Here is a 25,913-nt window from a genome sequence, read left to right as displayed (position 1 = left end):
GCCCGCCGTTTAATATATCAAATCAGAATAAGTAATAGATTTTACATTCTTCCTGTCACTATCAACCCTCGGTAGGATTGCCCGGTATTCACCCGCAACAGAGGTTCCGTCCGCCACTTCCCGCCGGGTTGTGCCCCGCTGAAAAGCCGAACGATCCCTGTCCGGCGCAACGCGCTCCGGACGGAATGCTGTGATGTATCGATAAGGATCCGCTTCGTTATGATCGTTCTTTCGAACGTTTGCAAAACTTTTGACAGCGCACAGGGCCGCGTCGTGGCAGTTGACGACGTCAGTCTGGCGATAGAGGCCGGGCAAATTTACGGCATCATCGGCTACAGCGGCGCCGGGAAAAGCACGCTGATCCGCCTGCTCAACGGCCTGGAAACGCCCACCAGCGGCCGCATTGACGTGGGCGGTTTCGATATTGCCCGCGCCAAAGGGAGCCATCTGCGCCAGGCACGCCTGAAAATCAGCATGGTGTTCCAGCACTTCAACCTGCTGTGGTCGCGCACCGTCAGCCAGAATATCGCTTTTTCCATGCAGATCGCCGGCGTGCCCAAGGCGCAGATTGCGCCGCGCGTGGCGGAACTGATCGCGCTGGTCGGCCTGCAGGGGCGCGAAAACGCCTATCCGTCGCAGCTCAGCGGCGGCCAGAAACAGCGCGTCGGCATCGCCCGCGCGCTGGCCAATAACCCGAGCGTGCTGCTGTGCGACGAGGCCACCTCGGCGCTCGATCCGCAAACCACCGACGCCATTCTCGACCTGCTGCTGGACATCAATCGCCAGCTGAAATTGACCATCGTGCTGATCACCCACGAGATGCACGTGGTGCGCAAAATCTGCCACCGCGTGGCGGTGATGGAAAACGGCCGCATCGTCGAAGAAGGCCCGGTGCTTGACGTGTTCACCCGGCCACAGCAGCCGATCACCCGGCAGTTCGTCAAACAGGTGTCGCAGTATGCGGACACGGAAGAGAGCTTCAATCCGCGGCTCACCGCTCATCTGCCGGGAGCGATTTTCAAGCTGACCTTCGTTGGTGTGCAAACCCATCAGGCGGTGATCTCCGAAGTGATCCGGCGCTACGCCCTGACCGTCAACATTCTGCACGGCAAGATCAGCCACACCCTCAACGGTTCGTTCGGCGAACTGTACATTCACGCCGAAGGCAACGAACAACAAGTCGCCGACATGCTCAGCCTGCTGCACGAAAGAGATATCGCCGTCGAGGTTATCCAACATGATTGAATCCCTGTTCCCCCACCTGCGTCTGGACCAACTGTGGGACGCCACCTGGGAAACGCTGTACATGACCGGCATCGCCGGTTTGGCCACGCTGGTGCTGGGCATCGTGCTCGGCGTGCTGCTGTTTTTAACCTCGAAGGGCCAGCTGCTGCAGAACCGGGCTGTCTACTCGCTGATCTCCGTACTGGTCAACGTCTTCCGCTCCATTCCGTTCATCATTCTGATCGTGCTGCTGATCCCGTTCACCAAATCGCTGATCGGCACCATTCTCGGCGCGGACGCTGCCCTGCCGGCGCTGATCGTTGGCGCGGCGCCGTTCTACGCCCGGTTGGTGGAGATCGCGCTGCGCGAGGTCGACAAAGGGGTAATCGAAGCGGCGCGGTCGATGGGCGCCAAAAACCGCACCCTGATTTTCCGCGTATTGCTGCCGGAGAGTTCCCCGGCGCTGGTTTCCGGCATCACCGTCACCCTGATCGCGCTGGTGAGCTACACCGCGATGGCCGGGGTGATCGGCGCCGGTGGCCTGGGCAACCTGGCCTATCTGGAAGGCTTCCAACGCAACCACAGTGACGTGACGCTGGTGGCGACGCTGACGATTCTGCTGATCGTTTTCGTCATTCAGTTCATTGGCGACACCCTGACAAGAACGCTCGATAAACGTTAATTAACCAAGGAAAACGATGATGAAAAAGCACTTACTGATGTTGGCTTTCGCCTCTGTCGCCACCCTCGCCTCTTACGGCGCCGCCGCGGCGACCAAGCTGGTGGTCGGCGCCTCCAACGTGCCGCACGCCGAGATCCTCGAACAGGCCAAACCGATACTGGCGAAGGAAGGCATCGATCTGCAGATCAAGCGCTTCCAGGATTACATTCTGCCGAACACCGCCTTGGCCAGCCACGACATCGACGCCAACTACTTCCAGCACGTGCCTTACCTGAACTCGGTGCTGAAAGACCACGCCGACGACAAGAGCTACGACTTCGTCAGCGCCGGCGCGATCCATATTGAGCCTATCGGCATCTACTCGAAGAAGTACAAGAGCCTGAAAGATCTGCCGGAAAACGGCAAAATCATCATGCGCGACGCGGTGGCGGAAGAAGGCCGCATTCTGTCAATCTTTGAACAGCAAGGCGTGATCAAGCTGAAGCCAGGGGTGAGCAAGGTGGACGCGCGCATCGCCGACGTGGTGGAAAACCCGAAACACCTGAAGTTCCAGGCGAACGTTGAAGGCGCGCTGCTGCCGCAGATGTACAACAACAACGAAGGTGACGCCGTGGTGATCAACGCCAACTACGCCATCGACGCCGGGCTGAATCCGACCAAGGATCCGATCGCGGTCGAAAGCGGCGAAAACAACCCGTACGCCAACATCATCACCGTGCACAAAGCCGACGTGAACAAGCCGGAGATCGTGGCGCTGGTGAAGGTGCTGCACTCCAAGCCGATTCAGGACTTTATCCGCGAGAAATACCAGGGCGCGGTGATCCCGGTCAATCAGTAGTAGGTTATACGGCCCGGTGAAAACCGGGCCTGTTGTTACACCTTATTGCCAATCTGGCTGAGCCGCGGCCACACCAGCATCAGCGCCTCCAGCAACCGCAACAGCTCGCTCCGGCTTGCCCCTTCTCGCGCCTGCACCGACATGCCTTCAATGGTGCAAATGACGTATTTCGCCAGCAGCGCGGTATCGGTTTTCGCCAACAATTCGCCCTGCTGCACCTTGCGATCGAAGCAGACTTTCAGCGCCGCTTCCTGGGCATGATGTTTTTTGCGCAGCATCTGGGCGACGTCGTCGGAAGCGGACGACAGTGCCGCGGAGGCGCACACCATAAAACAGCCTGACGGCGTATCGGGGTCGGTAAACACTTCGACGGAAGAGCGCACGTAGGCCTCGACGATCTCGGCCACCGGCACATCCTGTTCCAACAGCTGGTTGGTGCAGGTGGTGTATTTTTGCAGATAGCGTTCCACCGCCGCGCGGAACATCCCCTCTTTGTTGCCGAATTCCGCATACAGCGTCGGCGCCTTGGCGCCGGTCACTTCCACCAGATCGGCCAGCGAGGTGGCTTCATAACCGTGCCGCCAGAACAGATCGAGCGCGCTTTCCAGCGCCCGGTCGCGATCAAATTGTTTTGGTCTGCCACGGCTTTTCTTGCCGCAGACCGCTTCATTGATGCTCATCGTTCCTCTCCTATCCCGCTCCACGGCAGGCTTAGCACAAATAACTTAACGATCATTATAAAAAAATATTGCGCGCTCGTCGAGAACCGATTAGCATTTAGTTATCGATCGTTAAGATAATTTAACGAAGCAGATTAAAACCCTCTATTGACCGTTATCGGAAAGGAATTAACATCATGAAAAACTTAAAATTAACCTTAGCAGCTCTCACTCTGGCCAGCGTTTCCTTCGGCAGCTTCGCCGCCGATTTAGTCCAGAACCAACCGGCAGACCAGCAGAAAGTGGGCGTTATCACCGTCAGCGGCGCATCCGATCTGACCTCGCTGGAAAACAGCCTGGCCGCCAAAGCCGATCAGGCCGGTGCAAAATCCTTCCGCATCATCGGCGCCGGCGGTAACAACCAGCTGCATGGTACCGCAGAAATCTATCAATAACAAAGCATTAAGCCAACTGATTGCCTGTCCTTTTGCTCACAACGCCAGGGCGTAAAAAAATTAATTAACGAGCATTAAAAAAATACTTGCAATCCGTCAAACCGGCATCTAACATTAAATTATCGATCGTTAATCAATTTAACGACCTTACAAAACAAACATCGTAAAGAACAAAGATAGGAAATAAGACCATGAAAAACCTGAAAATGACCATCGCAGCCATCGCACTGGCTTCCGTCTCCTTCGGCAGCTTCGCCGCCGATCTGGTTAACGCACAACCCGCCGACCTGCAAAAAGCCGGCGTCGTCACCGTCAGCGGTGCGTCCGACCTGAGCAGCCTGGAAAACAAACTGGCGGCCAAAGCCGACGCGGCGGGCGCCAAATCCTTCCAGATCATCGCCACCACCGGTGACAACAAACTGCACGGCACCGCGATCATCTACAATTAATGGCCAGATAGGCAATCGTGCAAAAGGGCGGCTCAGGCCGCCTTTTGTTTGTTTTGACGCCAACGTTCTGTTGTAAGCTGTAGCCACCTTTTCTTGCTGAGCCGAGCAACGCCATGACTCCCCTGCTGTTTCACAAATATCACGGCCTGGGCAACGACTACCTGGTCTGTCACCGTTCGGTCGCCGATCGTCTGAGCCAGGAACAGATCCGCCTGTTGTGCCACCCGCATTACGGCATCGGTTCCGACGGCCTGCTGATCGACAGCGGTGACGCCGTCAATCCCACCCTGCGCATCATCAACCCGGACGGCTCCGAAGCGGAGAAAAGCGGCAACGGCCTGCGTATCTACGCGCGCTATCTGTTTGACAGCGAGCGCGTAGGGCATCAGCCGTTTCTGGTGCACACCGCCGGCGGCGACGTGCGTTGCCAGGTGGCGGAAGACGCGCATCAGATAACCGTGGAGATGGGGCGCGCCAATTTCAGCCCGGCGGCGCTGCCGGCCTTGATCGATCTGCCGGAGGCGCTGAACTATCCGCTGCCCCTGAGGGAGGAGACGTTAAGCGTTTCGCTGGTGTCGATGGGCAACCCGCACTGCGTGGTGCCGGTGGAAAAACTGGATCTGGCGCAGGTGCATCGGCTCGGACCGCAGATTGAGCGCCATCCGCTGTTCCCGAAACGCACCAATGTACAACTGGTGGAAGTGGTCGATCGCCAGACGCTGCGCATCGGCATCTGGGAGCGCGGCGCCGGCTTTACCCTTGCCTCCGGCAGCAGCAGCTGCGCCGCCGCCAGCGTGATGCGCAAGTTGGGACGAGTCGGCGATCGGGTTAGCGTGCGGATGCCGGGCGGCGAACTGCAGATCGCCTTCAGCGGCGATTTTCAGGTCAGCATGCGCGGGCCGGTGCATAAAATCGCCACCCTGACGCTGGACGAAGACTGCTTTGCCGGCGGCGCGGGGCTGTTTACGGGATCCACCCCAGCAGCCTGAACCACAGATAGTCCAACGGCACCAGCAGTGCGAAGCTGAGCACGGCCAACAGCAGGCACAGCTTTAGCCCTTCGCGCGCCGGCACTTTGCCCATCCCCATCGCCACCACGATCGGCGAGGCCTGATACGGCAACAGCGGGGTGGCATAACCGATCACCTGGGTCATCAGCACCGTCAGCAGCGGCAGGCCGCTGCCCGCGGACAACGCCTGCGCCAGCGGGGTAAACAGCGCCGGCACGCCGTTGGCGGTCACCACGAAATTCAGCAACGCGGTGATCCCCACCAGCGAACCGAACGCAGCGAACGGTTTGCCATGCAGATCCGGCATCATCGCCAGCAGCGCGCCGCCCAGCCGATCGCCGAGCCCCGAGTGGCTGACCAATGCGGTCAGCCCCAGGATCCCCGCCACGTAAATGCAGGTGCGCACGTTAACGCCGGCGGCGAACTGTTCGCCGTTGAGAAAACCGATGCGCGGCAGCAGGCAGACGCAGGCCGCTGCCAACCCTATCCAGGCCGGGGCGATGCCGTGCCAGCTGTCGGTCATCCACAGCAACACCGTCATGCCCAACAGCGCGATCAGTCGCCACTCGGCGGCACTGAGCGGCGTTTGCCCCGCCTCGGCCACCACCGGTTGCGGCCGCGCCCGGAACAGGCCGCAGATGCACAACGTCAACAATGCGCCTTTGGCCACCCCGAGCACCGGGGCATGCAACAGCAGATAAGAGAGATAGGCGAAGTGGCTGCCGTAGGCGCTTTCCGCCGCGCCGCTCATCACCAGGTTGGGCACGTTGGCCGGCAAAATGCTGGCGGAGAGCTGGAAGGTGCCGAACCCCACCGCCAGCGCCAAACCGATGCGGCCGCGCGAGCCTTCCGCCAGACCGGCGCGATCGGCCAACGCCATGACGATCGGCATCAGCAGCGTAATCCGCCCCATGTTCGAGGGCATGACAAACGCCAACGCGTAGCTTATCGCCACCACGCCGCCCACCAGGCGCGGCCAGGAACCGGCCAGATGCGGCAAGAGGCGGTTGGCCAGGCGATCCGCCAAGCCGGTGCTGCGGATGGCGCTGCCCAACACGAAACCGCTGAGCACCAGCCAGAATGCGGAGGACGCGAAACCGGAAAAGGTCACCGCAGCGGGCGCCAGCTGCAATACCATCACCGCTGCAAAGAACAGCAGCGCGACCAAATACTCCGGCAAGCGGGCGCTGGCCCATAGCGCGATGACCACCAGCGTGACCAGCGCGGACAGCGCCATGGGATCCCCCAACATAGTTTCCTCCCTGATAAAACGTTGTGATTGTTATCAAACGGTTAACAGGGTGACACAAGGCGCGGGCGTTAACCTTGAAACCGCTCACATATCGTCGTTCTGCAGATTTTTCAGCATGCACACATTGCAGCCGTGGTGGCCGGTATTGCCGCGCCGTTCCGTCAACAGCGTGAAACCCAGCGCGTAATACAGCCCAATCGCCTCTTTCAACTGTTCGGTGGTTTCCAGATAGCAATAGCGATACCCTGCCGCCCGCGCCGCCTTCATCGCCTGCACCACCATATAGCGCGCCATGCCCAGCCCGCGCGCGCCGGGCTTGAAAAATAGCTTCTGCAGCTCGCAATAGCCGGGCTCTTCGCCCGCCAGCGGCGCCATGCCGACGCCCCCCACCACCTGCCCGTCCCGCTCCAGCACCCAGTAGCGGCCGCCGTTGTCGTGATACAGGCCGGTCAGCCGATCGAGATCCGGATCGTGCAGGCTGACCCCTTCCATCTTGTCCATGCCGTACTCGCGAAACACGTCGCGAATGATCGCCGCCATCGCCGCATCGTCGCGCGCGGCGATCGGCCGCACCCGCAGGTTGGCGTCGCGCTGTTTGCGCGCGCTGCGCAGCGCCGCGGTCATCTTTTTCATCGCCGCAGTGGTGCTCGCCAGCTCATCGTCGTCCAACTGCGCCAGCGCCGCCTGCATAAAACCGTCGGCGTCGCTCTCGATGCCGGCCAGCGCCTTGCCGCCCTGTTTACTCAGCCGATGCAGGTTGTGCCGCTTGTCATCCGGATGATCCACCGTTTCTATCACGCCGGCGGCCACCAGGCTGCGCAGCGCCCGGCTGGCGCTGGCCTTGTCGATGCAAAGCCGGGCCGCCAGCTCGGTGACGCCCAGCGGCTGCTCGCTGACTTCGATCATCAGATGGATCTGCAGCGGCGAAAAGCGCGAGCCGTTGCTCTGCTTGTTCAACATGCCGAATTCTCTGACCAAACTGCGCGCCAATGCTCTGAAATCCCTGATGTTCACGGCGTTATGCTCCCCTGTCCTTCCACCTTCACGCTGCGTTGGATGGATTATTGGTTGATAGTGTTACCTAATTTAGAACATAACGATAACGCATAAACAATTGCGAATGAATAACCAACGGGGCATCTGAATATGTCAAAACATTTCATTAACCAGAATTTAAAACCATTTAATTGATTATTTTAAAAACTTAAATACAAATTAATATTTAAAATTAAAATAAAAAACCAATGAAAATGAGAGTAAAAACATCAAAATTTGACATAACAAAAAATAAAGCAAATATCTATTTGAAAAATAGTTAATAAAAACTAAAACGTGAAAACTTGATAGCAGCAACTTAATCGCTATCCCGTCAATATCGGTTACATATTTACGCCTGCCTTCGCGCGCTCCCCTACGCCATTGTCCCTTTTGCCAAAAGTAGCCCATGCTTTAACTGCTCCTTTCCTTCTGGCTAACCGGGACGCTGGCTCATGACGAAAAAAACCACCCTGCTGCAATTCTTCCACTGGTACTACCCCGACGGCGGCAAACTGTGGCAGGAGGCCGCCGAGCGCGCCCCGCACCTTGCCGAACTGGGCATCACCGATCTGTGGCTACCCCCCGCCTGCAAGGGCGCTTCCGGCGGCTACTCCGTCGGCTACGACACCTACGATCTGTTCGATTTGGGCGAATTTGACCAGAAAGGCAGCGTGGCCACCAAATACGGCGACAAGGCGGCGCTGGAACATGCCGCCACTACGCTGCGCGAACACGGCGTGGGGGTGATCTACGACGTGGTGTTCAACCACAAGCTCGGCGCGGACGAAAAAGAACGGGTACACGTATTCAAGGTGGACGCCAACAACCGCAACGATATCGACGACCAGGGCTTCGACGCGCTGGCCTACACCCGCTTCACCTTTCCCGGTCGCCAGGGCGTGCATTCCGAGTTTATCTGGGATTACAAATGCTTCAGCGGCGTCGACTATGTTGAGCAGCCGGACGACAAAGGGGTGTTTAAAATCGCCAACGACTACGGCGACGACGGCTGGAACGATCAGGTCGACGACGAGAAAGGCAACTACGACTACCTGATGGGCGCCGACGTGGAGTTCCGCAACGCCGCGGTGACGGAGGAACTCAAATACTGGGCGCGCTGGCTGCTGGACACGCTGCCGTGCGACGGCTTCCGCCTCGACGCCGCCAAACACATTCCCGCCTGGTTCTTCAAAGAGTGGGCGGATCACGTGCGCGGCAGCGCGCAGCGCGACCTGTTTATCGTTGCCGAATACTGGTCGCACGATCTCGGCGCGCTGCAACAATATATCGAGTTGGTGGACGGCAAGGTGATGCTGTTCGACGTGGCGCTGCACCTGAAGTTTCATCAGGCGTCAAAACAGGGCGACGGCTTCGACATGGCGCAGATCTTCACCGATACCCTGACCGCCGCCGATCCGGCCCACGCGGTGACGCTGGTCGCCAACCACGATACCCAGCCGCTGCAATCGCTGGAAGCGCCGGTGGAACCCTGGTTCAAACCGCTGGCCTATGCGCTGATCCTGCTGCGCGAACAGGGCGTGCCCTGCGTGTTTTACCCCGACCTGTATGGCGCCAGCTACCGCGACAAGGGGCGCGACGGCGGCGAATACCAGATCGACATGCCGGCGATCCCGGAGCTGGAGAAGCTGATCGCCGCCCGCCAGCGCTTCGCCAACGGCCCGCAAACCGACTACTTCGACGACAGCCACTGCGTGGCCTTCAGCCGCGCCGGCACCGCCGAGGCCCCCGGCTGCGTGGTGGTGCTGACCAACGGCGGCGAGAGCGGCAAGACGATCGCGCTGGGCGCCGATTTGGCGCACACCGCCTGGCGCGATTTCCTCGGTAATCGCCAGGAGGAAATCACCACCGACGACCAGGGCAGCGCCCATTTCCCGGTTAACGCCGGCAGCGTCAGCGTCTGGGTGCCGGCAGGCAGCCTGTGAACGCCCGCCGCCGCGCAATGATGCCGCGGCGGCAAAACTAATGTTTGCCTTTCGGGTCTAACTTACGCTATCAACTGCGCAAGCCATTCACACCGGAGCCTAAATAGGGTACAAGGCTGCATGAAAATTCCAAAACGACTCCAGCCGCTGGTGGATGACGGGTTAATCGACGACGTCATCCGCCGGTTGAAAAGCGGCAAAGAAGCCGACGTGTTTATCGTGCGCTGCGGCGATGAGATCCGCTGCGCCAAAGTGTACAAAGAGGCCGAGAAGCGCAACTTCAAGCAGGCGGTTCACTATCAGGAAGGGCGCAAGGTGCGCAACAGCCGCGACGCGCGCGCCATGAGCAAAGGCTCCAAATTCGGCCGCCAGCAGCAGGAAGAAGCCTGGCAAAACACCGAAGTGGACGCGCTGTATCTGCTGGCCAAGGCCGGGGTGCGGGTGCCGCAGCCGGATATCTGCCTGGACGGCGTGCTGCTGATGGAGCTGATTACCGACGAAGAAGGTCTGGTGGCGCCGCGCCTGAGCGATGTCATCCTGACGCCGGAACAGGCGCGCGCCGATCACGCCCTGATGATGAATTACGCGGTGCGCATGCTGTGCGCCGGGCTGGTGCACGGCGACCTGTCGGAATTCAACGTGCTGATGGATAAAGACGGGCCGGTGATCATCGATCTGCCGCAGGTGGTGGACGCCGCCGCCAACAATCACGCCAAAAGCATGTTCGAGCGCGATATCAACAATTTGGCGGAATATTATGGCCAATTCGCGCCGGAACTGCGCGACAGCCAATACGCCAAAGAGATTTGGGCGCTGTATCAGGAAGGCAATCTGACGCCGGACAGCGCCCTCAGCGGCCGGTTCAGCGAAATCCAGAAGCGCGCCGATGTCGGCTCGGTGCTGGAAGAGATCCAGGCCGCCAGCGAGGAACACCAGCGCCGCATCATGGCGCGCAACGCGGAAGAGTAACGCGCCGCGCTATTCGACGCGAAACACGTCCGGCCGCTGCGGCGTCGCGGCCTCGTGATAAATATCCCCCAGATAGCCGGCGATCTCCTCTTCGCGCAGATCGGCCGGCAGCACGATATCGTGGCTGGGGGCATACTTGCGCTCCGGCAGCGTCACGCGGAACAGCCGCCACTCATCCCCGATGCGCTTCACGCCCAGCAGACGGCCGAACACGTTAAAAATCATCATCCGCCATTCCCCCTCTCGTCGCTTTCAGGCTATAACACTGTGATGCCACCGCAGTGAAAAGGAAAGCGTATGAGTGAAAAAACGCCGCAGTTCTGGCGCGATCCGCAGTTGCCGTTCGTCGAAGCCCGCGCCATCGCGGATGGCCGCCAGGCGTGTTACAGCCTGCACAGCCACGAATTCTTTTCCATCGGTGCCATCACCGGCGGCGTCAGCACCTATGTCAACGGCGAGCGGCGCATGCAGGTTAGCGCCGGCGATCTGGTTGTCATCAACCCGCAGCAGGCGCATGCCTGTAATCCGATCGCCGACCGCCGTTGGTCATACATCATGTTCTATCTCGATCTCGCCTGGATCGGCGCGCTGCAGCAGGAGCTGCTCGGGGGCGAAGGCGAGCGTTTTGTTCCCTTCAGCCAGCCGCACAGCCGCGATCCGGTGCTGTTCCACGGCCTGAATCGGCTTTATGCGCTGCTGACGGATCCGCTGTGCAGCGCGCTGGAAAAACAGATCGCCATGGTGGAGTATTTCAGCGCCCTGCAGCTCGGGCTGGGCAGCGGCCGCCAGCCGGAGACACCGCCGCATGCCCGGCTGGAAGCGGCGGCGGCGTTTATCGACGCGCACTGCACCCGGCCGCTGACGCTGGACGATATTTGCCGCGCCGCCGCGCTCTCGCCCTCTTACCTGATCCGCGCCTTCCGCCAGCGTTACGGCATGACGCCGCACGCTTATCTGGTCAATCGCCGCGTGCAGCACGGCCATCGGCTATTGAAAAGCGGCCTGCCGATCGCCGCGGCCGCCAGCGAAAGCGGCTTTGCCGATCAGGCGCACTTTCAACGCACCTTCAAACAGCTGCTGGCCGCCACGCCCGGCCAATATCAAAAACCTTCCGCCAGCAGATAGCAGGCGCTGACCGCCAACAGCAGCGCCATCGCGCGGTTGAAACGCCGCACGTTGCGCGCCTGCCTGAGGAGGCCGCGCAGCATCGCGCCGACATAGGCCCAGCAGGCCACCGAGACATAGCAAATCACGAAGTAGAGCCCGGCGAACTGCCACAGCAGCCGGATGTCGCCGTCGCCGACAAAAGCGCCGAGGCTGGCCACCGACGCCAACCATGCCTTGGGATTCAGCCATTGCATCAGTGCGCCGTACCAACAGGAAGGCGCCTGCGTCGCGCCGTTGCCCAATCTGCCGTCGTCAAACGCCAGCCGATAGGCCATAAACAGCAGGAAGGCCACGCCGGCCCATTGAATCAAGCGGGTCAGCGCAGGCCACAGGATCAGCAGCTGATGCATGCCCAATCCCAGCAGTAACAGCAACAGGGTAAACCCCAGCGTGGCGCCGAATACGTGACGCTGGGTCGCGCCAAAGCCGAATTGCGCCCCGGCGCTCAATGCGACGATGTTGACCGGGCCGGGGGTGATGGAGGCCGCCAGCGCAAACGCGGCCATGGAAATGTAGATATTCATGATGGGCACCTGAGAAAATATTCACAGGTGCCAGAGTGCCGGGCCGCGCCGACAACGTATTGAACAGAATTGCCCTGTTCAATTTAGCGCACGGCGACGGCCCGGCGGCGCGGCAGCCCAAAGGTGTTGACCGCCATGCCGGCCAGCACCAGCAATGCGCCGCCGAACTGCGCCGGCGACAGCGCTTCGTCCAGCAGCAGCCAGGCGGCGAACAGCCCGACCAACGGTACCAGCAGCGTCAACGGCGCGACGCGCCAGGTTTCGTAGCGCCCCAGCAGGCTACCCCACACAGAATAACCGAACAGCGTGGCGGCGAACGCCAGATAGGCAATCGCCAGCCAGGTGCCGACCTGCACATGGCTCAGGCTGGCGAGCACCACCTGCGGGCCGTCGAACAGCCAGCTGCAGACCAGGAACGGCACGACCGGGATCGGCGCGCTCCACACCACCAGCGACAAAATGTTGCGCTGCGGGAAACCGGCCAGGATCTTCTTGTTGGTCAGGTTGCCCAGCGCCCAGGAAAACGCCGCCGCCAGGGTCAGCAGCAGGCCCGCCAGGGGGACCGCGCCGCTGCCCGGCTTATGCAGGCTGGCCTGCGCCAGCACCAGCATGCCGCCGCTGGCGATAGCAATGCCGACGAAATGGTTGACGCGCAGCTTTTCGCCCATCAGGACGACACCCAACAGCAGGGTGAAGAACACCTGCGCCTGCAGCACCAGCGAGGCCAGCCCCGCCGGCATGCCCACCTTGATGGCGACGAACAAAAACGCGAACTGCGCGAAGCTCATGGTCATGCCGTACAGCAACAGCCATTTCCACGGGATCGTCGGGCGCGGAATAAAGAAGATCGCCGGCAACGCCACCAGCAAAAAGCGCATCCCAGCCAGCAGAAACGGGGGCATGCCCTGTAAACCGAACTTGATGACGACGAAATTCACACCCCAGATCACCACCACCAACAGCGCCAACAGCCGATCGCGCAATGTCATCCTCGCCCCGCTTATCCCATTGAAAATTCGCTTTACCTTGCAGATTACAACCAAACCGGGGACATGGACACCGGCAAACGCCGGCGCTTATTCCGGCATCAGACCGATAAAGGTGGTTTTCTTGCGCGGGCCGGTCATCAGCGCCTCCAGCTTCTCTACGCACTGCAGGTAGTGCGGGGTCTGCTTGTGCGCCGCCACCGCCTGCTCGTCGCGATAGGCTTCGTAGATGTAAAACCGCGTCGGAATATGCTCATCCTGCAGCACGTCGAAGCGCAGGTTGCCCGGCTCTTCGATCGCCCCCAGATGATTGGCGCGGAAAACGTCGATAAATTCGTCGATTTTGTCCTGTTTAACGTTGATCTCTACCAATGTGACGTGCATGACAGCTCCTTGTTTGAACGGCGCGCCGTAGCATGGCGCTTTCCAACCATAGGTTCATTCCCGTCGATTGCCCTGCCGCAACGGCAATTTTGCCGCCTGGCTCACAAATCGCACCGGCGATGCCCACCCCACCCCCGGCGAGGGAAGACGGCGGCATCTATAGTTAACACTCCTCCCCCTGAGAGCATAGGCTATGGATAACTACTTGATGGCGCTGGATGCAGGAACAGGCAGCATTCGCGCCGTGATCTTCGATTTGGCGGGTAACCAGATCGCGCACGGCCAGGCGGAGTGGCAACACCTGGCGGTGCCGGGCGTACCCGGCTCAATGGAGTTTGACCTCACCCGCAACTGGCAGCTGGCCTGCCAGTGCATCCGCCAGGCAATGCAACGCGCTGGATTGAGCGCTCAGGCGATCCGCGCGGTGGCCTGCTGCTCGATGCGCGAAGGCATCGTTCTGTACGATCGCAACGGCGTGCCGATCTGGGCCTGTGCCAACGTCGATGCGCGCGCCAGCCATGAGGTCAGTGAACTGAAAGAGCTGCACAACCACGGCTTCGAACGCGAGGTGTATCAATACTCCGGCCAGACGCTGGCGCTGAGCGCCATGCCGCGCCTGCTATGGCTGGCGCACCACCGCCCGGACATCTATCGCCAGGCGGCGACGCTGACCATGATCAGCGACTGGCTGGCCAACATGCTGAGCGGCGAGCTGGCGGTCGATCCTTCCAACGCCGGCACCACCGGCATGCTGGATCTGAGCAGCCGTGACTGGCGGCCGGCGCTGCTCGATATGGCCGGGCTGCGCGCCGATATTCTGTCGCCGGTGAAAGAGACCGGCAGCGTGCTGGGGTGCGTCACCGAACAGGCGGCGCAGGAAAGCGGGCTGCTGCGCGGCACCCCGGTGGTGATGGGCGGCGGCGACGTGCAGCTCGGCAGCCTGGGGCTTGGCATCGTGCGCGCCGGGCAGACGGCGGTGCTCGGCGGCACCTTCTGGCAGCAAATCGTCAACCTGCCGGAGCCGGCCATCGATCCGGAGATGAACATCCGCATCAACCCTCACGTCATTCCCGGCATGGCGCAGGCAGAATCCATCAGCTTCTTTACCGGCCTGACCATGCGCTGGTTCCGCGACGCGTTCTGCGCCGAAGAGAAACTGCTGGCGGAGCGGCTGGGCGTCGATGCCTATAGCCTGCTGGAAGAGATGGCGGCCAGAGTGCCGCCGGGCGCCTACGGCGTGATGCCCATCTTTTCCGACGCCATGCATTTCAAAACCTGGTATCACGCGGCGCCGTCGTTCATCAACATGTCTATCGATCCGGAGCGCTGCAACAAACAGACGCTGTTCCGCGCGCTGGAGGAGAATGCCGCCATCGTCTCCGCCTGCAATCTGGAGCAGATCGCCGCCTTCTCCGGCGTGCAGGCACGCTCGCTGGTGTTCGCCGGCGGCGGTGCCAAGGGCAAACTGTGGAGTCAGATCCTCAGCGACGTCACCGGGCTGACGGTGCGGGTACCGGTGGTGAAAGAGGCCACCGCGCTGGGCTGCGCGATCGCCGCCGGCGTCGGCGCCGGGTTATACGAGTCGCTGGCCGAAACCGGCGAGCGATTGGTGCGCTGGGAGCGCGAGCATCAGCCGGACATGACCCACCACGCGCTGTATCAGGAACAGAAAGAAACCTGGCGGCGGGTCTACGCCGATCAGCTGACGCTGGTGGACAACGGCCTGACCACCTCGCTGTGGAAAGCGCCGGGGCTATAAGCGCCACGCGGCATTCGGTCATAACCTTATGCCGTTTTATTCCTTTCTCTTAGGCGCGGCGCGAGCCGCGTTTTCACTCGCCGCCGCGATTGTTTCCCTTCAGAAACAGTGTAACCACCGCAGATGGATTTATCTGCGCCTTCGGCCTGCCGTAGATTGTGACTTTGATCACGCCGCGCCCCGAGCGCGGCCTGCGCATTCACCTGAGACGAGCGGCATTATGCTGAATAATAAAGATAACTCTGCATTATCCCCGTGGCCGGCGATCTTTTCGCTGACGGTCGCCTGTTTTGTCATGGTCACCACCGAGTTCTTGCCGATCGGCCTGCTGACCAACATCGCCCCTTCACTTGGCGTCAGCACCGGCACCGCCGGGCTGATGGTCACCATGCCCGGCATCGTGGCGGCGGTGGCCGCTCCCGCATTGAGCCTGATTTCCGGCCGTCTGGATCGGCGTTTACTGATGCTGGGGCTGTCGCTGCTGCTGATGGTGTCCAACCTGGTGGCGGCGCTGGCCGTCAACTTCCCGATGATGCTGCTGGGCCGCGTGCTGCTGGGCATCTGCGTCGGCGGTTTCTGGTCGTTCGCCGCCAACTACGGCCGCCATCTGGTGCCGGAAGCCAGCCAGGGCCGCGCCACCGCGCTGATCCTCAGCGGCATCTCGGTCGGCGCGGTGTGCGGCGTGCCGGCCGGGGCGCTGATCGGCGATCTGTTCGGCTGGCGCGCCGCCTTCTTCGGCGGTGCGGCATTGGCGGTCGGCGTGCTGTTGGCGCAGCTGCGTTTGCTGACCTCGGTACCACCGTCCCGGCCGGTCACACCGCGCGATCTGGTACTGCCGCTGCGCCTGCCGATGGCGCGCATCGGCCTGATCGCCATCGTGCTGTTGTTCATCGGCCACTTCGCCGCCTACACCTACCTGCGGCCCCTGCTGCAGCAGGTGTTCGTCCTCAGCCCATCGGCTATCTCACTGCAGCTGTTGGCCTATGGCGCCATCGGCCTGCTGGGCACCTTCCTCGGCGAGCGTCTGGGGGAATACAGCCTGCGCGCCACCTTCATACTGATCGCCGCCATGCTGGCGGGCATTTTAATCGTTTCGCCGCTGCTCAGCGGCCTCGCCGGCGCCACGCTGATGGTGCTGGTATGGGGGCTGGCCTTTGGCGCCGTGCCGGTCTGCGCCACCAACTGGATGTTCGCCGCCGTGCCGCAGGCGCCGGAAGCCGGCCAGGCGCTGTTGGTGTGCGTCATCCAGATCGCGCTGGCTTCCGGCGCCCTGCTGGGCGGCGAGGTGGTGGACTGGCAGGGCGTCAGCAGCGCCATGCTGTTTGGCGGTGCGCTGATCCTTTCCGCCACGCTGGTATTCGGCCTCAGCTTGCGCTCCGGCGCGATTGGCGCTAAACAGTGTTAATCATTATCTATCTGCAGAAACATGCCCCGGCCGTCGCCGGGGCATGGCGTTGAGAACCTATGGACCATCATTTGCTCGCTATCCGGGTATTTAACCGCGTGGTGGAAACCGGCGGCTTTACCCGCGCCGCCGAGTCGCTGGGCATGCCGAAAGCGACGGTCACCAAGCTGATCCAGAATCTGGAGGATCACCTGCAGACCAAGCTGTTCCAGCGCACCACCCGCAGCGTGTCGGTCACCCGCGAAGGTGAATGCTATTACCAGAATACGGTGAAATGGCTGGCGGATTTGGAGCAGATGGAAGGCTGCCTGACCGAATCGCAAAGCTCTCCGCAGGGCGTGCTGCGTATCGACACCGGCGGTGGCACCGCACGTCGCTTACTGCTGCCGGCACTGCCCGACTTTCTGGCACGCTATCCGCAGATACAGATCGATCTGAGCGTCGGCGACCGCGTGATCGATCTGATCAGCGACAGCACCGACTGCGTGATCCGCAGCGGTCCGTTGGCCGACTCCAGCCTGATCGCCCGGCGCCTGTTCGATTTGGACTGGGTCAGCTGCGCCACCCCAGCCTACCTGGCGCTTCACGGTAAGCCGCGCCACCCGTGCGATCTGGAACAGGGTTTTCCGATGGTGCACTATCGCCACCCGCTTAACGACCGCATCCACCCGCAGCGCTATGCCGAACACGGCAAAGAGATCGCCATTCAACAGCGCTCCCCGGTCAGCATCAATGAAGGCAACGCGCTGCTGGCGGCGAGCCTGGCCGGATTGGGCATCATCCAGATCTATCGGTTTATGGCGCAGCCGCACCTCGACAGCGGCGAGCTGGTCAGTCTGCTGCACGATTGGCAGCCGCCGCCGGAGCAAATGTACGTGGTCTACCCGTCCAATCGCCACCTCAGCGGCAAGCTGCGGGCGTTTATCGACTGGGCGGTGGAGACGTTTGACAACGGCAAGATGAGCCGCACGTTGTAGCCGCACGCAGTGTGGTATTATTTGCCGCATAGTGATTCACGACGGACAACCACCATGGCCTATATCCCCAAAAACTATGCGAAGCTGGAAACCGGCTACCGCGAAAAAGCGCTGAAACTGTTCCCCTGGGTGTGCGGGCGCTGCTCACGCGAATTCGTCTATTCCAACCTGCGCGAACTGACGGTGCACCATATCGATCACGATCACAGCAACAACCCCGAAGACGGCAGCAACTGGGAAATGCTGTGCCTGTATTGTCACGACCACGAGCACTCGAAATACACCGAGGCCGATCAATACGGTTCAACGGTGGTGGCCGGTGAAGACGCTCAGAAAGATATCGGCGTCGCCACCCACAACCCGTTCGCCAACCTGAAGGCGATGATGAAGAAATAATGTCGGCAACAGCTTAATGGGTCACTAACTTATTAAGCTGTTAAATTAACAAAAACTCTCTTCCGTTCCGCCACTTCCCAGAGAATTCCTACTTACCCACCCGGCCGATTCACCGCAAAATAAGCTGCGCAGTTAACAACATACTGGCTTGGCAAGCCGCCGCAGTTGGTGCATATTGTTCGCGAGTTGTTCTTGTTAACCTGTTTGATTATCAACCTAATAAGCACATTAACTTAATAAGTTATCAGCTTAATAACTTGAGAGATGGCAGCATGATTGTCCTGATTGGCTCGCAAAAAGGCGGCGTCGGCAAGTCGACGAAAGCGGTGAACATCGCCGGGTATCTGATTCTTAAGCAAGGCAAGACGGCGATCATCGTCGATGCCGACGACCAGAAATCGATCATGACCTGGTACAACGACCGTCAGAACGTCGAGGGGCTGCCGCACATTCCGGTGGTGGCCGCGTCGGGTAAAATCAAGGAAACGCTGCTGGAGCTCGATCGCCATTACGACTACGTGATCGTCGACACCGCCGGCCGCGACAGCGCCGAACTGCGCTCCGGCCTGCTGGCCGCCGATCTGTTCCTCTCGCCGCTGCGCCCTTCGCAGATGGATCTCGACACCATTGGCTATCTGTCGGAGATGTTCTCCACCGCGCAGGAATACAACGAGAAGGTCAAAGGCTACATCGTATTGAACATGTGCCCGACCAATATCTTCATTAATGAAGCCAACGAAGCGGCGCAGGTGCTGAGCGAATACCCGGAGTTCACCCTGGTGAGCAACCGCCTGTGCGACCGCAAGATTTACCGTGACGCCTGGGGTGAAGCCATCACCGTGCACGAGGCGAACAACGAAAAGGCGCAGAGCGAAATTGAATGCCTGGTGAAAGAGGTGATCCTGTGAAAAAACGCACCCCCACCCACCGCATGTCGGAAGACGAATTCATCAACAGCGCCACCTCGCACACGCTGCCGGTCGCGGCGCCCGCGCCAGAAGCCAAACCGGCCGGCCGCAAGCGCACCTATAAGGCGATCTCCGTCAGCCTGACGGACAACCACATTGAGGCTATCGATGAAGTGATCGTGCAGGCGGCGCGCAACGGCATCGTGCGCATCACCCGTTCCGACATCATCAAACTGGCGATCGACGGATTGGCGGAGAAAAGCGAAGCGCAACTGCTGGAACTGCTGAAAAAGCTCTGACCGCACGGCCCGCCGGCTGGCCAAACCGGCGGCTGCCGTTACACCGACGAGAACTCGCGTGGGAACGGCATAGTACGATAGGTTTTGCCGGTGGCCTTATGCAGCGCGCTGGCTATCGCCGGGGCGACCACCGCAGTCGATACTTCCCCGCATCCCTGCGGTGCACGCGCGCTATCGAGCACCACGACCTCCACCTTGGGCATTTCGGCGATCGCGAGCAGCGGATAGCGATCGAAATTCCCTTCCACCACGCCGCCCCGTTCAAAATGCAGCTCGCTGTGCAGACAGGTGGTCAGCGCAAAGCCGATGCCGCCCTCTACGTTGGCACGCACCAGGTTCGGGTTTATCACCTTGCCACAGTCAATCGCACATACCGCGCGCAGCACCCGTAGTCGCCCCCCCTGGATGGCGATTTCAACCACCAAACCGACGTAGGTGGTGAAAGCGTTATTGCGGCCGACCCAAATATTGCACGCCATACCGCGATAAACGCCCGACGGCGGTTCATGCTGCCAACCGGCCGCCGCCGCGGTGGCGTCCAGGACGCGCAACGCTTCCGGGCTGTCCTGCAACAGATGCCGCCGATACGAATATTCGTCCCGGTTGGCCTTATGGCTGAGTTCGCTGATAAAGCTTTCCAAAAAGAACAGGCTGGCGACGCTGCCGACACCGCGCAGATAGCTCAGGGAGATCGGCTGATCGACGATGCCGGCCTCCACCTTCAGGTGTGGGATGCGATACGGCGTGCTGTAAACGCACTCCACCATACTTTCATCCCATCCCCCGGCCTCGTTGACCGTTTCGCGCCGCATTTGCCAGAAGAGAGACTGCCCGGCATAGCGCGCCCACAGCGCCTGCGGATAGTCGTTTTCATCCAACAGCGCCCGATAATGGCTGATACAGGCCGGACGATAGTATTCATGCCGCATGTCGATCTCGCGCGGATAGATCACTTTGACCGGTTTCCCCACCACCCGGGAGGCGGCGGTAGCATGCATCACGGCATCCGGCAGATATTTGCGCCCAAAGCTGCCCCCCAGATAGGTCGTATTCACCACCACATCCGTCGGCTTCAGCCCGAACATTTTCGCCAGAACGTTGCGTACCATGTCCTGGCCCTGGAAAGGGCCCCAGGTTTTGATACGGCCCTCGCCGTAATGGCTGGTGGCATTGCAAGGCTCCAGGGTGGCGTGCGCCACATAAGGTGCGCTGTAACGCGCCTCATGCAAGCGTGAACCTTGTTCAGCGCCACGAATCAACGCCGACGCCTCGCCGCGATCGACCGCCGGCACCAGTGTATCGCCATCCAGCATCGCCAGATTCTCCGCCGCAATCGCGCTATCGGTCAGCGCTTTTCCTGTGCCCGGCAGCCAGTCGACCTCCAGCAAATCCGCCGCCTTTTTGGCCTGCCAGTAGCTCGCCGCCACCACGATCACCGTATTGAGCGACATATCGTGATCCAATCCGACCATGTTGTTCATCGACCACTGCCGGGTCAGCACCAGATCCACCACGCCCGGCATGGCCCGAATCTGCCGTTCATTGCGCACGGCGACCAGCTTTCCGCTGAGATCGGGCACCATCCAGGGGACGCCGATCAGCATCTCCGGCAAGTCGATATCGATACCGTAAATCGCACTGCCGTCCACTTTCTCCGGCGTATCGACCCGCAACAGCGGCTTGCCAATGACACTCTCTCGCTCTTGCGCCTCACTCTTTAAACCAGGCTGCGGATCCAACGGCAGCTCGGCGGCATAGCGCACCAGATCGCAGTAGGCGACCTTGCGCTGTCCGCCTTTCTCAAGCACCCAGCCTTTCTCCGTGCGGCACTGCGCCGGTGAAAGCGCGAAATGTTTTGCGCCGGCCCGCAGAAAAAAATCTCTCGCCTGTGCGCCGGCCAGCCGGGCACGCTGATAAAATTTGGTCATGGAGGTTGAGGCGGCGACAAACTGTGCGAAAGCCTCACCCCCGGCAACCTGACGGTAAGCGTCACGGCCGGTGACGAATTTCACCGTCACCTGCGCCCAATCGGCATCCATCTCCGCCGCCACCACTTCGGCCAGGCCGGTGTAAATCCCCTGCCCGACCTCACATTGCGACACGCCGATAACGATGCGCCCATCGCGATCGATCCAGATCCAATCGTTCAATTCATGCTGACCGTCCGGTGGCGCCATGTCCTGTGAAACCACGGCCGCCAGGCTGCGCGTCGATATCGGCAGCAGCATGGCGGCCACTGCCAACGCGCTGCCTTTTATCAAGGTTCTGCGGGTGATCGCCATACTCAAGATCCTCCCTTGTCCGCGGCGCGGTGCACCGCCGCACGGATCCGGTGGTAGGTGGCGCAGCGGCACAGATTGGTCAGGCCCGTATCTATCTGCCGATCGTCCGGCCTCGGGTGTTCCGCCAGCAGCGCGCTGACCGCCATGATCATGCCTGATTGGCAGTAGCCGCACTGCGGCACATCCTCCGCAATCCAGGCCTGCTGCACCGGATGACGGCGATCGAGGGACAGTCCTTCGATGGTGGTCACCTGCCGATCGCGCACCAATTGCAGCGGATAGCAACATGAACGCACTGCCTTACCGTCGACATGTACCGTACAGGCGCCACAGGCGCCAATACCGCAGCCGAACTTGGTGCCGGTTAACTTAAAATGTTCTCGGATCACCCACAGCAGCGGCGTATCCGGCTCGCCGTTAAATTCGACCGCCTGGCCGTTCAAATTGAACTTCATGCCATCCTCTCTTGGATCAATGCTTCACCCGACGTTTCACCCACGCCCCAATGACGATCAATACCAGCAATACGCCGCCCCAGAACACATAAGGCAATGACGCAATCAACAACGGTTTTTCACCGCCCGCCCGCTGCAGAGCCACTTGCTCCGGCGTTATCCTGACCGCCGGATTGCCGAATTGCTGCAATACGTAATTGCCCAACTCGGCCAGTTGCCGGTCATCCAGGCTATCGGCGAACCCCGGCATCCAGGTCTGCAGCGTCTCCCCCTGGCGCTGCACGCCATGCAGCATCACCATGATCAGGTTATTGGCCTGCTCGCTGCCTACGGTGGAGTTGTGCGTCAAAGAAGGGAAATGGCCGTCGTAAGCCCCCTCGCCGCCCAGGCGATGGCAGCTGGCGCAGGCAGCGGCATACAGCGCCTGCCCAGCAGGGTCGCCTTGGCCGCCTCCCTGATAGTGATAGGCCGCTTTCGTTCCTTGTACGGTGACGATCGGCGGCGTTTGTTTAAGCCAATCGGCGATAGCGTCGAGATCATCGTCACTCAGGAAACGCAGGCTATGCTCCACCGCCTCCGCCATGCCGCCGGCCGCCTGGGCTTTGTCATTGCGCCCGGTTCGCAGATACTGCACCAATTCTTCCCGGCTCCAGCCGCCGATGCCGCTCACGGGATCCGAGGTGATATTCGGCGCGATCCAACCGCCTGCCTCCCCGCCCGCTAGGTAGCGATCGTCGCGTTCAGCCATCATCCCATTACGTGGGCTGTGACACGCCGAGCAATGCCCCAACACATCCACCAGATAGCGACCACGCGCCTTCTTCTCGTCTGCATCGACGGGCGTTTTTTTCAGAAACAGCCAGTTCCAGCCGTGGATCGCATAACGCCAGGAAAAAGGGAACCTCAGTTGGGTCTCAGGCACCGCACGATCGACCGGTGCGACCCCGGCCATAAAATAGCGATACAACGCGTGCAGATCGTCATCGCTCAACCCCTGATAAGCGGTATAGGGCATGGCGGGATACAAGGGTTGACCGTCCCGCCGAATGCCCTGCGTTAAGGCGCGGCGAAACTCCGGTTCACTGTAGTCGCCAATGCCGGTTCCTTTGGCGGGCGTGATATTACTGGCGATGATGTCGCCCATCGGCGAAGCGATGGCATAACCGCCGACATAGGGGGCGTCCTGTTGGGCGCTGCCGCGGTGACAAGCCGCGCAATCTGCGGCGGTAGCCAGATATTTTCCCCGTGCGATGACCTGTTGGTCATTCTGGCTGGCGAAGACCGAGCAGGAGAAGATCCCCAACGCGATAACGCACCGCTGTTGTGCTCTCCGCCAGCGGCCGTTCACGCTTCACCTTCCGGCTTCATCGCCCCCGCTCGCTCCTCCGCCAACAGCGCAAACTCGTCCGGCAACAGATTGTCCTGTTCGAGCATCGCTATCGCGTTATGTTTGATGCCAAACAATACGCGGTAAAAAGCCTCCAGATCGTCGGCCGAAATACCGCTAAGCAGCTTTTGCCGCGCCTGTTGGCTGGAATGATCCAACTGCGCCAGCATCTCCTGCCCGGCCTCGGTCATTCTCACGCCTTTGGCGCGCTTATCTTCGGACAGAGCATCGCGAGCGATAAGCCGATTTTTTTCCAGAAACAGCAGCGCGCGCGACATCGTCGAGACTTCGGCGTTCAAATGCTGCGAAACGTCTTTCAATGTGCAGCCCTCCCCCAAGTCGGCAATCGCACTTAACGCCAGCCAGTGCGGACGCGTCAGATTGGTCATTTTCACCGACTGGTCCATCGCCGTGCGCCACAGGCGATTGGTCACATCCAGATGGATGCCCAGCGCAGCAGGGAGTTTACGTGGTTGTGGCATATCGGATTGCTCTCGATTATTTATTTGCTTGTGCAAACAAATAGTAGATCGAACATGAGAACAGGATCAAGCAGATGAGGGAAAATAAAGTAAAAACGAGTTAATACATTTGGTTAGTTCGTATCGCACGGCATACACTCCCCCACGACGGGGAGCGATAAGAAAAATTCAGTTCCCCGCCACCTCGCACCGGTAGTCCTGAATTTCACCGGCCGAGCCCAGGTTGAGATCGGTCAGCTTCAAACGGTTCGCCAACAGCAGCATCTCGCCCTGTGGGCTGACCGCCAGCGCCAGGCCATAATTGCCGATGCTGTCGCCCTGCTCGACCACATAGTTGTGCAGTAAACGGAAAGGATCTTCCTGAGTTAAATCGGTGCCCGCCAATTTTCTGGCCAGATAGTGGTGGCCGACCAATTTCACCGCCAGCGGGCGCCACTGTTGATCTAATTGCTCCGCCTGCTGCCCCAGCGCGTTATAGACATCCTGACGCAGGCAGGCAACGTGAATATGCAGCTGATTCTGAGAGCGACCATATTCCGAATTGACCGCCAGAGAAAGCCACGCATCTTTTAGCGGTTTACCCAACTCGCTGGATATATGTTCCCGGTTATTCCACGCCTGGGCGAAATAAGGCGGCGCGTGCTCCGTCTGCAATGCCGGGCTCTCGATGCCGCTGACCTTTTCGGTTGGCATCACCAGGTCGTGATAGGGGCCTTTGCTGTCCTTAAACAACACATAACCTTCGGTTAAATCTACCTTTAAGCAGGGCGCCGGATCGTTGTTCTGCTGCTGATTGGGCACGCACTGTTGGCTGACGATTTGCCACAGCGCATTCGGATTACCACGCCCGAAGAACCACCACAGCACCGCCGCCAGCAGCAAAATGACAAGCAAAATAATTAATAGTCTGAAAAGTCTTTTCATCGCAACACCCTGTTTATCTATTCCATCTCGAAAGGGGCGCCAGCATAAACCAAGGCTCTGGCGTCGACCAGAATATTATCCTTAATGTCACCTTTCATTGACGTCTTGTTAGCAATGGATAATTAAAAATAAGCTTCCACCTGAGTAATTTAAGGTAAATTAATACCGTGGGTTGAATATGAGTGTGATATAAGCAGCCGGGACTCTTTTTATATAAGGAACCGATAAGATGCCAACAATGGGCAAATCCCTGCATTATCTCGACGTAGGTTCAGGCTTTCCATTGCTGTTGGGCCACAGCTATCTGTTCGATCTGAATATGTGGGCGCCGCAGTTCGAAGCGCTGGCTAAACGCTACCGCCTGATCGTGCCGGATCTCTGGGGCCACGGCGATTCACCGGCGCTGCCGCCCGGGCGAAACAGCCTGTCGGATATCGCCGCCGATCATTTGGCGCTGATGGATCATTTGGATATTGAAGAGTTCGGCATCGTCGGCCTGTCCGTCGGCGGCATGTGGGGCGCCGAACTGGCGGCGTTGGCGCCGGAGCGGGTGAAAGTGCTGGCGTTGCTGGACAGCTACCTGGGCGACGAAACCCCAGAAGCGCGGCAGCGTTATATGGGCATGCTGGCGGCCGTTGAACAGGCCGGCGCCATCACGTCGCCCCTGCTGGAACATGTCGCGTCGCTGTTTTATTCCGATGATGTCCCCGATGCCTTATTGCAATCGCTGTTGTGTCAGCTCCAGAACCTGCCTGCCGATCGCCTGCGCGAGAGCATCGTACCGCTGGGCCGGATGATCTTTGGCCGCCCCGACAAGCTGGCGCTGCTGGAACACATCTCCGCCGCCAGCATCGTCATTACCGGCGCACAGGATAAGCCGCGCCCACCGGCAGAGGGCCAGCGCATGGCGGATCTTCTCGGCTGCCAACATGTGCTGATCCCCAACGCCGGGCATATCAGCAACAAGGAAAACCCGGCGGCGGTCAACGAAACGCTGCTGGCATTTCTGGCTGAAAACACCACGCCGCTGTTCTGGTAAGATTCTCCGGGCCGCCAGGC

At 60.2% G+C, this 25,913-nt stretch carries 28 protein-coding genes; 16 read left to right on the top strand and 12 right to left on the bottom strand.

Annotated features, from left to right (window positions below; translation table 11 throughout):
- The first annotated feature begins 219 nt into the window (after positions 1-219).
- Genes FOT55_RS00720 through FOT55_RS00710 form a run of 3 tightly spaced genes read left to right on the top strand, consistent with a single transcriptional unit; the run spans position 220 to position 2,744 of the window.
- Complete coding sequence (locus FOT55_RS00720) at positions 220-1,245, top strand: methionine ABC transporter ATP-binding protein (RefSeq protein ID WP_147822949.1); 1,026 nt, start codon at positions 220-222, stop codon at positions 1,243-1,245.
- Positions 1,238-1,906: a methionine ABC transporter permease gene (locus FOT55_RS00715; protein ID WP_004939505.1), complete on the top strand. Its 669-nt coding sequence runs from the start codon at positions 1,238-1,240 to the stop codon at positions 1,904-1,906. Before FOT55_RS00720 ends, FOT55_RS00715 begins: the two co-directional genes overlap by 8 nt.
- A gap of 19 nt (positions 1,907-1,925) precedes the next feature.
- On the top strand, positions 1,926-2,744 hold the full coding sequence (locus tag FOT55_RS00710) for a MetQ/NlpA family ABC transporter substrate-binding protein (RefSeq protein WP_049208930.1): 819 nt from the start codon (positions 1,926-1,928) through the stop codon (positions 2,742-2,744).
- Between the two features lie 35 nt (positions 2,745-2,779).
- Here the strand turns inward: FOT55_RS00710 and FOT55_RS00705 are convergent, their stop codons facing one another.
- Entirely contained in the window at positions 2,780-3,424 is a 645-nt protein-coding gene (locus tag FOT55_RS00705) for a TetR/AcrR family transcriptional regulator (protein WP_049203879.1), read from the bottom strand.
- 176 nt (positions 3,425-3,600) lie between these two features.
- Here FOT55_RS00705 and bhsA (FOT55_RS00700) point away from each other — a divergent pair, with 176 nt between their 5' ends.
- From bhsA (FOT55_RS00700) to dapF, 3 genes are all read left to right on the top strand, one after another.
- Complete coding sequence (gene bhsA, locus FOT55_RS00700; protein WP_016928600.1) at positions 3,601-3,858, top strand: multiple stress resistance protein BhsA; 258 nt, start codon at positions 3,601-3,603, stop codon at positions 3,856-3,858.
- A gap of 191 nt (positions 3,859-4,049) precedes the next feature.
- Positions 4,050-4,307: a multiple stress resistance protein BhsA gene (gene bhsA, locus FOT55_RS00695; protein ID WP_016928601.1), complete on the top strand. Its 258-nt coding sequence runs from the start codon at positions 4,050-4,052 to the stop codon at positions 4,305-4,307.
- A 113-nt stretch (positions 4,308-4,420) separates the two neighbouring features.
- Complete coding sequence (dapF, locus tag FOT55_RS00690; RefSeq protein WP_033647009.1) at positions 4,421-5,296, top strand: diaminopimelate epimerase; 876 nt, start codon at positions 4,421-4,423, stop codon at positions 5,294-5,296.
- Here dapF and FOT55_RS00685 read toward each other — a convergent pair.
- On the bottom strand, positions 5,271-6,569 hold the full coding sequence (locus FOT55_RS00685; protein ID WP_147822948.1) for an SLC13 family permease: 1,299 nt from the start codon (positions 6,567-6,569) through the stop codon (positions 5,271-5,273). The genes dapF and FOT55_RS00685 overlap by 26 nt on opposite strands.
- A gap of 84 nt (positions 6,570-6,653) precedes the next feature.
- Positions 6,654-7,559: a bifunctional helix-turn-helix transcriptional regulator/GNAT family N-acetyltransferase gene (locus tag FOT55_RS00680; protein ID WP_147823032.1), complete on the bottom strand. Its 906-nt coding sequence runs from the start codon at positions 7,557-7,559 to the stop codon at positions 6,654-6,656.
- Between the two features lie 500 nt (positions 7,560-8,059).
- Here FOT55_RS00680 and amyA point away from each other — a divergent pair, with 500 nt between their 5' ends.
- Together amyA and FOT55_RS00670 are read left to right on the top strand one after the other, a co-directional pair.
- Complete coding sequence (amyA, locus tag FOT55_RS00675) at positions 8,060-9,550, top strand: alpha-amylase (protein ID WP_089184355.1); 1,491 nt, start codon at positions 8,060-8,062, stop codon at positions 9,548-9,550.
- A gap of 120 nt (positions 9,551-9,670) precedes the next feature.
- Positions 9,671-10,519: a PA4780 family RIO1-like protein kinase gene (locus tag FOT55_RS00670; protein ID WP_025302000.1), complete on the top strand. Its 849-nt coding sequence runs from the start codon at positions 9,671-9,673 to the stop codon at positions 10,517-10,519.
- Between the two features lie 9 nt (positions 10,520-10,528).
- On the opposite strand, the gene FOT55_RS00665 is transcribed toward FOT55_RS00670, so the two are convergent.
- A complete protein-coding gene (locus tag FOT55_RS00665) occupies positions 10,529-10,747 on the bottom strand; it encodes a DUF7661 family protein (RefSeq protein WP_025301999.1) in 219 nt (72 codons plus the stop codon).
- Between the two features lie 69 nt (positions 10,748-10,816).
- On the opposite strand from FOT55_RS00665, the gene FOT55_RS00660 reads away from it, so the two are divergent.
- A complete protein-coding gene (locus FOT55_RS00660) occupies positions 10,817-11,644 on the top strand; it encodes an AraC family transcriptional regulator (RefSeq protein WP_060432659.1) in 828 nt (275 codons plus the stop codon).
- Here FOT55_RS00660 and FOT55_RS00655 read toward each other — a convergent pair.
- From FOT55_RS00655 to lsrG, 3 genes are all read right to left on the bottom strand, one after another.
- Positions 11,620-12,210, bottom strand: coding sequence for a LysE family translocator (locus tag FOT55_RS00655; protein WP_060432658.1), 591 nt, complete (start codon positions 12,208-12,210; stop codon positions 11,620-11,622). The genes FOT55_RS00660 and FOT55_RS00655 overlap by 25 nt on opposite strands.
- 83 nt (positions 12,211-12,293) lie before the next feature.
- A complete protein-coding gene (locus FOT55_RS00650) occupies positions 12,294-13,199 on the bottom strand; it encodes an EamA family transporter (RefSeq protein ID WP_025301996.1) in 906 nt (301 codons plus the stop codon).
- An 87-nt stretch (positions 13,200-13,286) separates the two neighbouring features.
- Positions 13,287-13,580 (bottom strand): (4S)-4-hydroxy-5-phosphonooxypentane-2,3-dione isomerase, encoded by a 294-nt coding sequence (gene lsrG, locus FOT55_RS00645; protein ID WP_033642299.1) that lies wholly within the window; start codon positions 13,578-13,580, stop codon positions 13,287-13,289.
- Between the two features lie 193 nt (positions 13,581-13,773).
- Here lsrG and lsrK point away from each other — a divergent pair, with 193 nt between their 5' ends.
- From lsrK to FOT55_RS00615, 6 genes are all read left to right on the top strand, one after another.
- Positions 13,774-15,339: an autoinducer-2 kinase gene (gene lsrK / locus FOT55_RS00640; protein ID WP_169540391.1), complete on the top strand. Its 1,566-nt coding sequence runs from the start codon at positions 13,774-13,776 to the stop codon at positions 15,337-15,339.
- A gap of 220 nt (positions 15,340-15,559) precedes the next feature.
- Positions 15,560-16,744 (top strand): MFS transporter, encoded by a 1,185-nt coding sequence (locus tag FOT55_RS00635; RefSeq protein WP_049295219.1) that lies wholly within the window; start codon positions 15,560-15,562, stop codon positions 16,742-16,744.
- A gap of 59 nt (positions 16,745-16,803) precedes the next feature.
- Positions 16,804-17,721, top strand: a complete 918-nt coding sequence (locus FOT55_RS00630; protein WP_147822947.1) for a LysR family transcriptional regulator — start codon at positions 16,804-16,806, stop codon at positions 17,719-17,721.
- Positions 17,722-17,775: 54 nt separating this feature from the next.
- Positions 17,776-18,117, top strand: a complete 342-nt coding sequence (yajD, locus tag FOT55_RS00625) for an HNH nuclease YajD (RefSeq protein ID WP_004939576.1) — start codon at positions 17,776-17,778, stop codon at positions 18,115-18,117.
- Positions 18,118-18,389: 272 nt separating this feature from the next.
- The gene (locus FOT55_RS00620) at positions 18,390-19,025 is read left to right on the top strand and encodes an AAA family ATPase (RefSeq protein WP_025301991.1); all 636 of its coding nucleotides are present in this window, start codon (positions 18,390-18,392) and stop codon (positions 19,023-19,025) included.
- On the top strand, positions 19,022-19,324 hold the full coding sequence (locus tag FOT55_RS00615; RefSeq protein ID WP_025301990.1) for a hypothetical protein: 303 nt from the start codon (positions 19,022-19,024) through the stop codon (positions 19,322-19,324). Before FOT55_RS00620 ends, FOT55_RS00615 begins: the two co-directional genes overlap by 4 nt.
- 38 nt (positions 19,325-19,362) lie before the next feature.
- Here the strand turns inward: FOT55_RS00615 and FOT55_RS00610 are convergent, their stop codons facing one another.
- From FOT55_RS00610 to FOT55_RS00590, 5 genes are all read right to left on the bottom strand, one after another.
- Entirely contained in the window at positions 19,363-21,606 is a 2,244-nt protein-coding gene (locus FOT55_RS00610; RefSeq protein WP_147822946.1) for a xanthine dehydrogenase family protein molybdopterin-binding subunit, read from the bottom strand.
- A gap of 2 nt (positions 21,607-21,608) precedes the next feature.
- A complete protein-coding gene (locus FOT55_RS00605) occupies positions 21,609-22,061 on the bottom strand; it encodes a (2Fe-2S)-binding protein (protein ID WP_060432653.1) in 453 nt (150 codons plus the stop codon).
- Between the two features lie 16 nt (positions 22,062-22,077).
- Positions 22,078-23,409: a c-type cytochrome gene (locus tag FOT55_RS00600; protein WP_233494384.1), complete on the bottom strand. Its 1,332-nt coding sequence runs from the start codon at positions 23,407-23,409 to the stop codon at positions 22,078-22,080.
- Positions 23,406-23,930, bottom strand: coding sequence for a MarR family winged helix-turn-helix transcriptional regulator (locus tag FOT55_RS00595; RefSeq protein WP_049208938.1), 525 nt, complete (start codon positions 23,928-23,930; stop codon positions 23,406-23,408). Before FOT55_RS00595 ends, FOT55_RS00600 begins: the two co-directional genes overlap by 4 nt.
- Positions 23,931-24,098: 168 nt before the next feature.
- Positions 24,099-24,854 carry a CDP-diacylglycerol diphosphatase gene (locus FOT55_RS00590; protein WP_187181924.1) on the bottom strand — a complete coding sequence of 252 codons (756 nt, stop codon included), beginning with the start codon at positions 24,852-24,854 and terminating at the stop codon, positions 24,099-24,101.
- Between the two features lie 238 nt (positions 24,855-25,092).
- Between FOT55_RS00590 and FOT55_RS00585 the strand changes: the two genes are divergently transcribed.
- The gene (locus tag FOT55_RS00585; RefSeq protein ID WP_147823029.1) at positions 25,093-25,893 is read left to right on the top strand and encodes an alpha/beta fold hydrolase; all 801 of its coding nucleotides are present in this window, start codon (positions 25,093-25,095) and stop codon (positions 25,891-25,893) included.
- Positions 25,894-25,913: the final 20 nt, after the last annotated feature.

This window comes from Serratia bockelmannii, from assembly GCF_008011855.1.
GTDB lineage: Bacteria > Pseudomonadota > Gammaproteobacteria > Enterobacterales > Enterobacteriaceae > Serratia > Serratia bockelmannii.
This window is presented reverse-complemented; position numbering and strand designations above follow the sequence as displayed.

What these genes read in the sequence shown, in the direction of transcription:
- FOT55_RS00710 (WP_049208930.1), top strand. Translation starts at nt 1,926, where the DNA reads ATGAAAAAGCACTTACTGATGTTGGCTTTCGCCTCTGTCGCCACCCTC.
- bhsA (WP_016928600.1), top strand. Translation starts at nt 3,601, where the DNA reads ATGAAAAACTTAAAATTAACCTTAGCAGCTCTCACTCTGGCCAGCGTT.
- bhsA (WP_016928601.1), top strand. Translation starts at nt 4,050, where the DNA reads ATGAAAAACCTGAAAATGACCATCGCAGCCATCGCACTGGCTTCCGTC.
- FOT55_RS00605 (WP_060432653.1), bottom strand. Translation starts at nt 22,061, where the DNA reads ATGAAGTTCAATTTGAACGGCCAGGCGGTCGAATTTAACGGCGAGCCG.
- FOT55_RS00595 (WP_049208938.1), bottom strand. Translation starts at nt 23,930, where the DNA reads ATGCCACAACCACGTAAACTCCCTGCTGCGCTGGGCATCCATCTGGAT.
- FOT55_RS00635 (WP_049295219.1), top strand. Translation starts at nt 15,560, where the DNA reads ATGCTGAATAATAAAGATAACTCTGCATTATCCCCGTGGCCGGCGATC.
- FOT55_RS00655 (WP_060432658.1), bottom strand. Translation starts at nt 12,210, where the DNA reads ATGAATATCTACATTTCCATGGCCGCGTTTGCGCTGGCGGCCTCCATC.
- dapF (WP_033647009.1), top strand. Translation starts at nt 4,421, where the DNA reads ATGACTCCCCTGCTGTTTCACAAATATCACGGCCTGGGCAACGACTAC.
- FOT55_RS00660 (WP_060432659.1), top strand. Translation starts at nt 10,817, where the DNA reads ATGAGTGAAAAAACGCCGCAGTTCTGGCGCGATCCGCAGTTGCCGTTC.
- lsrK (WP_169540391.1), top strand. Translation starts at nt 13,774, where the DNA reads ATGGATAACTACTTGATGGCGCTGGATGCAGGAACAGGCAGCATTCGC.
- FOT55_RS00620 (WP_025301991.1), top strand. Translation starts at nt 18,390, where the DNA reads ATGATTGTCCTGATTGGCTCGCAAAAAGGCGGCGTCGGCAAGTCGACG.
- lsrG (WP_033642299.1), bottom strand. Translation starts at nt 13,580, where the DNA reads ATGCACGTCACATTGGTAGAGATCAACGTTAAACAGGACAAAATCGAC.
- FOT55_RS00665 (WP_025301999.1), bottom strand. Translation starts at nt 10,747, where the DNA reads ATGATGATTTTTAACGTGTTCGGCCGTCTGCTGGGCGTGAAGCGCATC.
- FOT55_RS00670 (WP_025302000.1), top strand. Translation starts at nt 9,671, where the DNA reads ATGAAAATTCCAAAACGACTCCAGCCGCTGGTGGATGACGGGTTAATC.
- amyA (WP_089184355.1), top strand. Translation starts at nt 8,060, where the DNA reads ATGACGAAAAAAACCACCCTGCTGCAATTCTTCCACTGGTACTACCCC.
- FOT55_RS00610 (WP_147822946.1), bottom strand. Translation starts at nt 21,606, where the DNA reads ATGGCGATCACCCGCAGAACCTTGATAAAAGGCAGCGCGTTGGCAGTG.
- FOT55_RS00650 (WP_025301996.1), bottom strand. Translation starts at nt 13,199, where the DNA reads ATGACATTGCGCGATCGGCTGTTGGCGCTGTTGGTGGTGGTGATCTGG.
- FOT55_RS00685 (WP_147822948.1), bottom strand. Translation starts at nt 6,569, where the DNA reads ATGTTGGGGGATCCCATGGCGCTGTCCGCGCTGGTCACGCTGGTGGTC.
- FOT55_RS00705 (WP_049203879.1), bottom strand. Translation starts at nt 3,424, where the DNA reads ATGAGCATCAATGAAGCGGTCTGCGGCAAGAAAAGCCGTGGCAGACCA.
- FOT55_RS00715 (WP_004939505.1), top strand. Translation starts at nt 1,238, where the DNA reads ATGATTGAATCCCTGTTCCCCCACCTGCGTCTGGACCAACTGTGGGAC.
- FOT55_RS00720 (WP_147822949.1), top strand. Translation starts at nt 220, where the DNA reads ATGATCGTTCTTTCGAACGTTTGCAAAACTTTTGACAGCGCACAGGGC.
- FOT55_RS00590 (WP_187181924.1), bottom strand. Translation starts at nt 24,854, where the DNA reads ATGAAAAGACTTTTCAGACTATTAATTATTTTGCTTGTCATTTTGCTG.
- FOT55_RS00585 (WP_147823029.1), top strand. Translation starts at nt 25,093, where the DNA reads ATGGGCAAATCCCTGCATTATCTCGACGTAGGTTCAGGCTTTCCATTG.
- FOT55_RS00630 (WP_147822947.1), top strand. Translation starts at nt 16,804, where the DNA reads ATGGACCATCATTTGCTCGCTATCCGGGTATTTAACCGCGTGGTGGAA.
- yajD (WP_004939576.1), top strand. Translation starts at nt 17,776, where the DNA reads ATGGCCTATATCCCCAAAAACTATGCGAAGCTGGAAACCGGCTACCGC.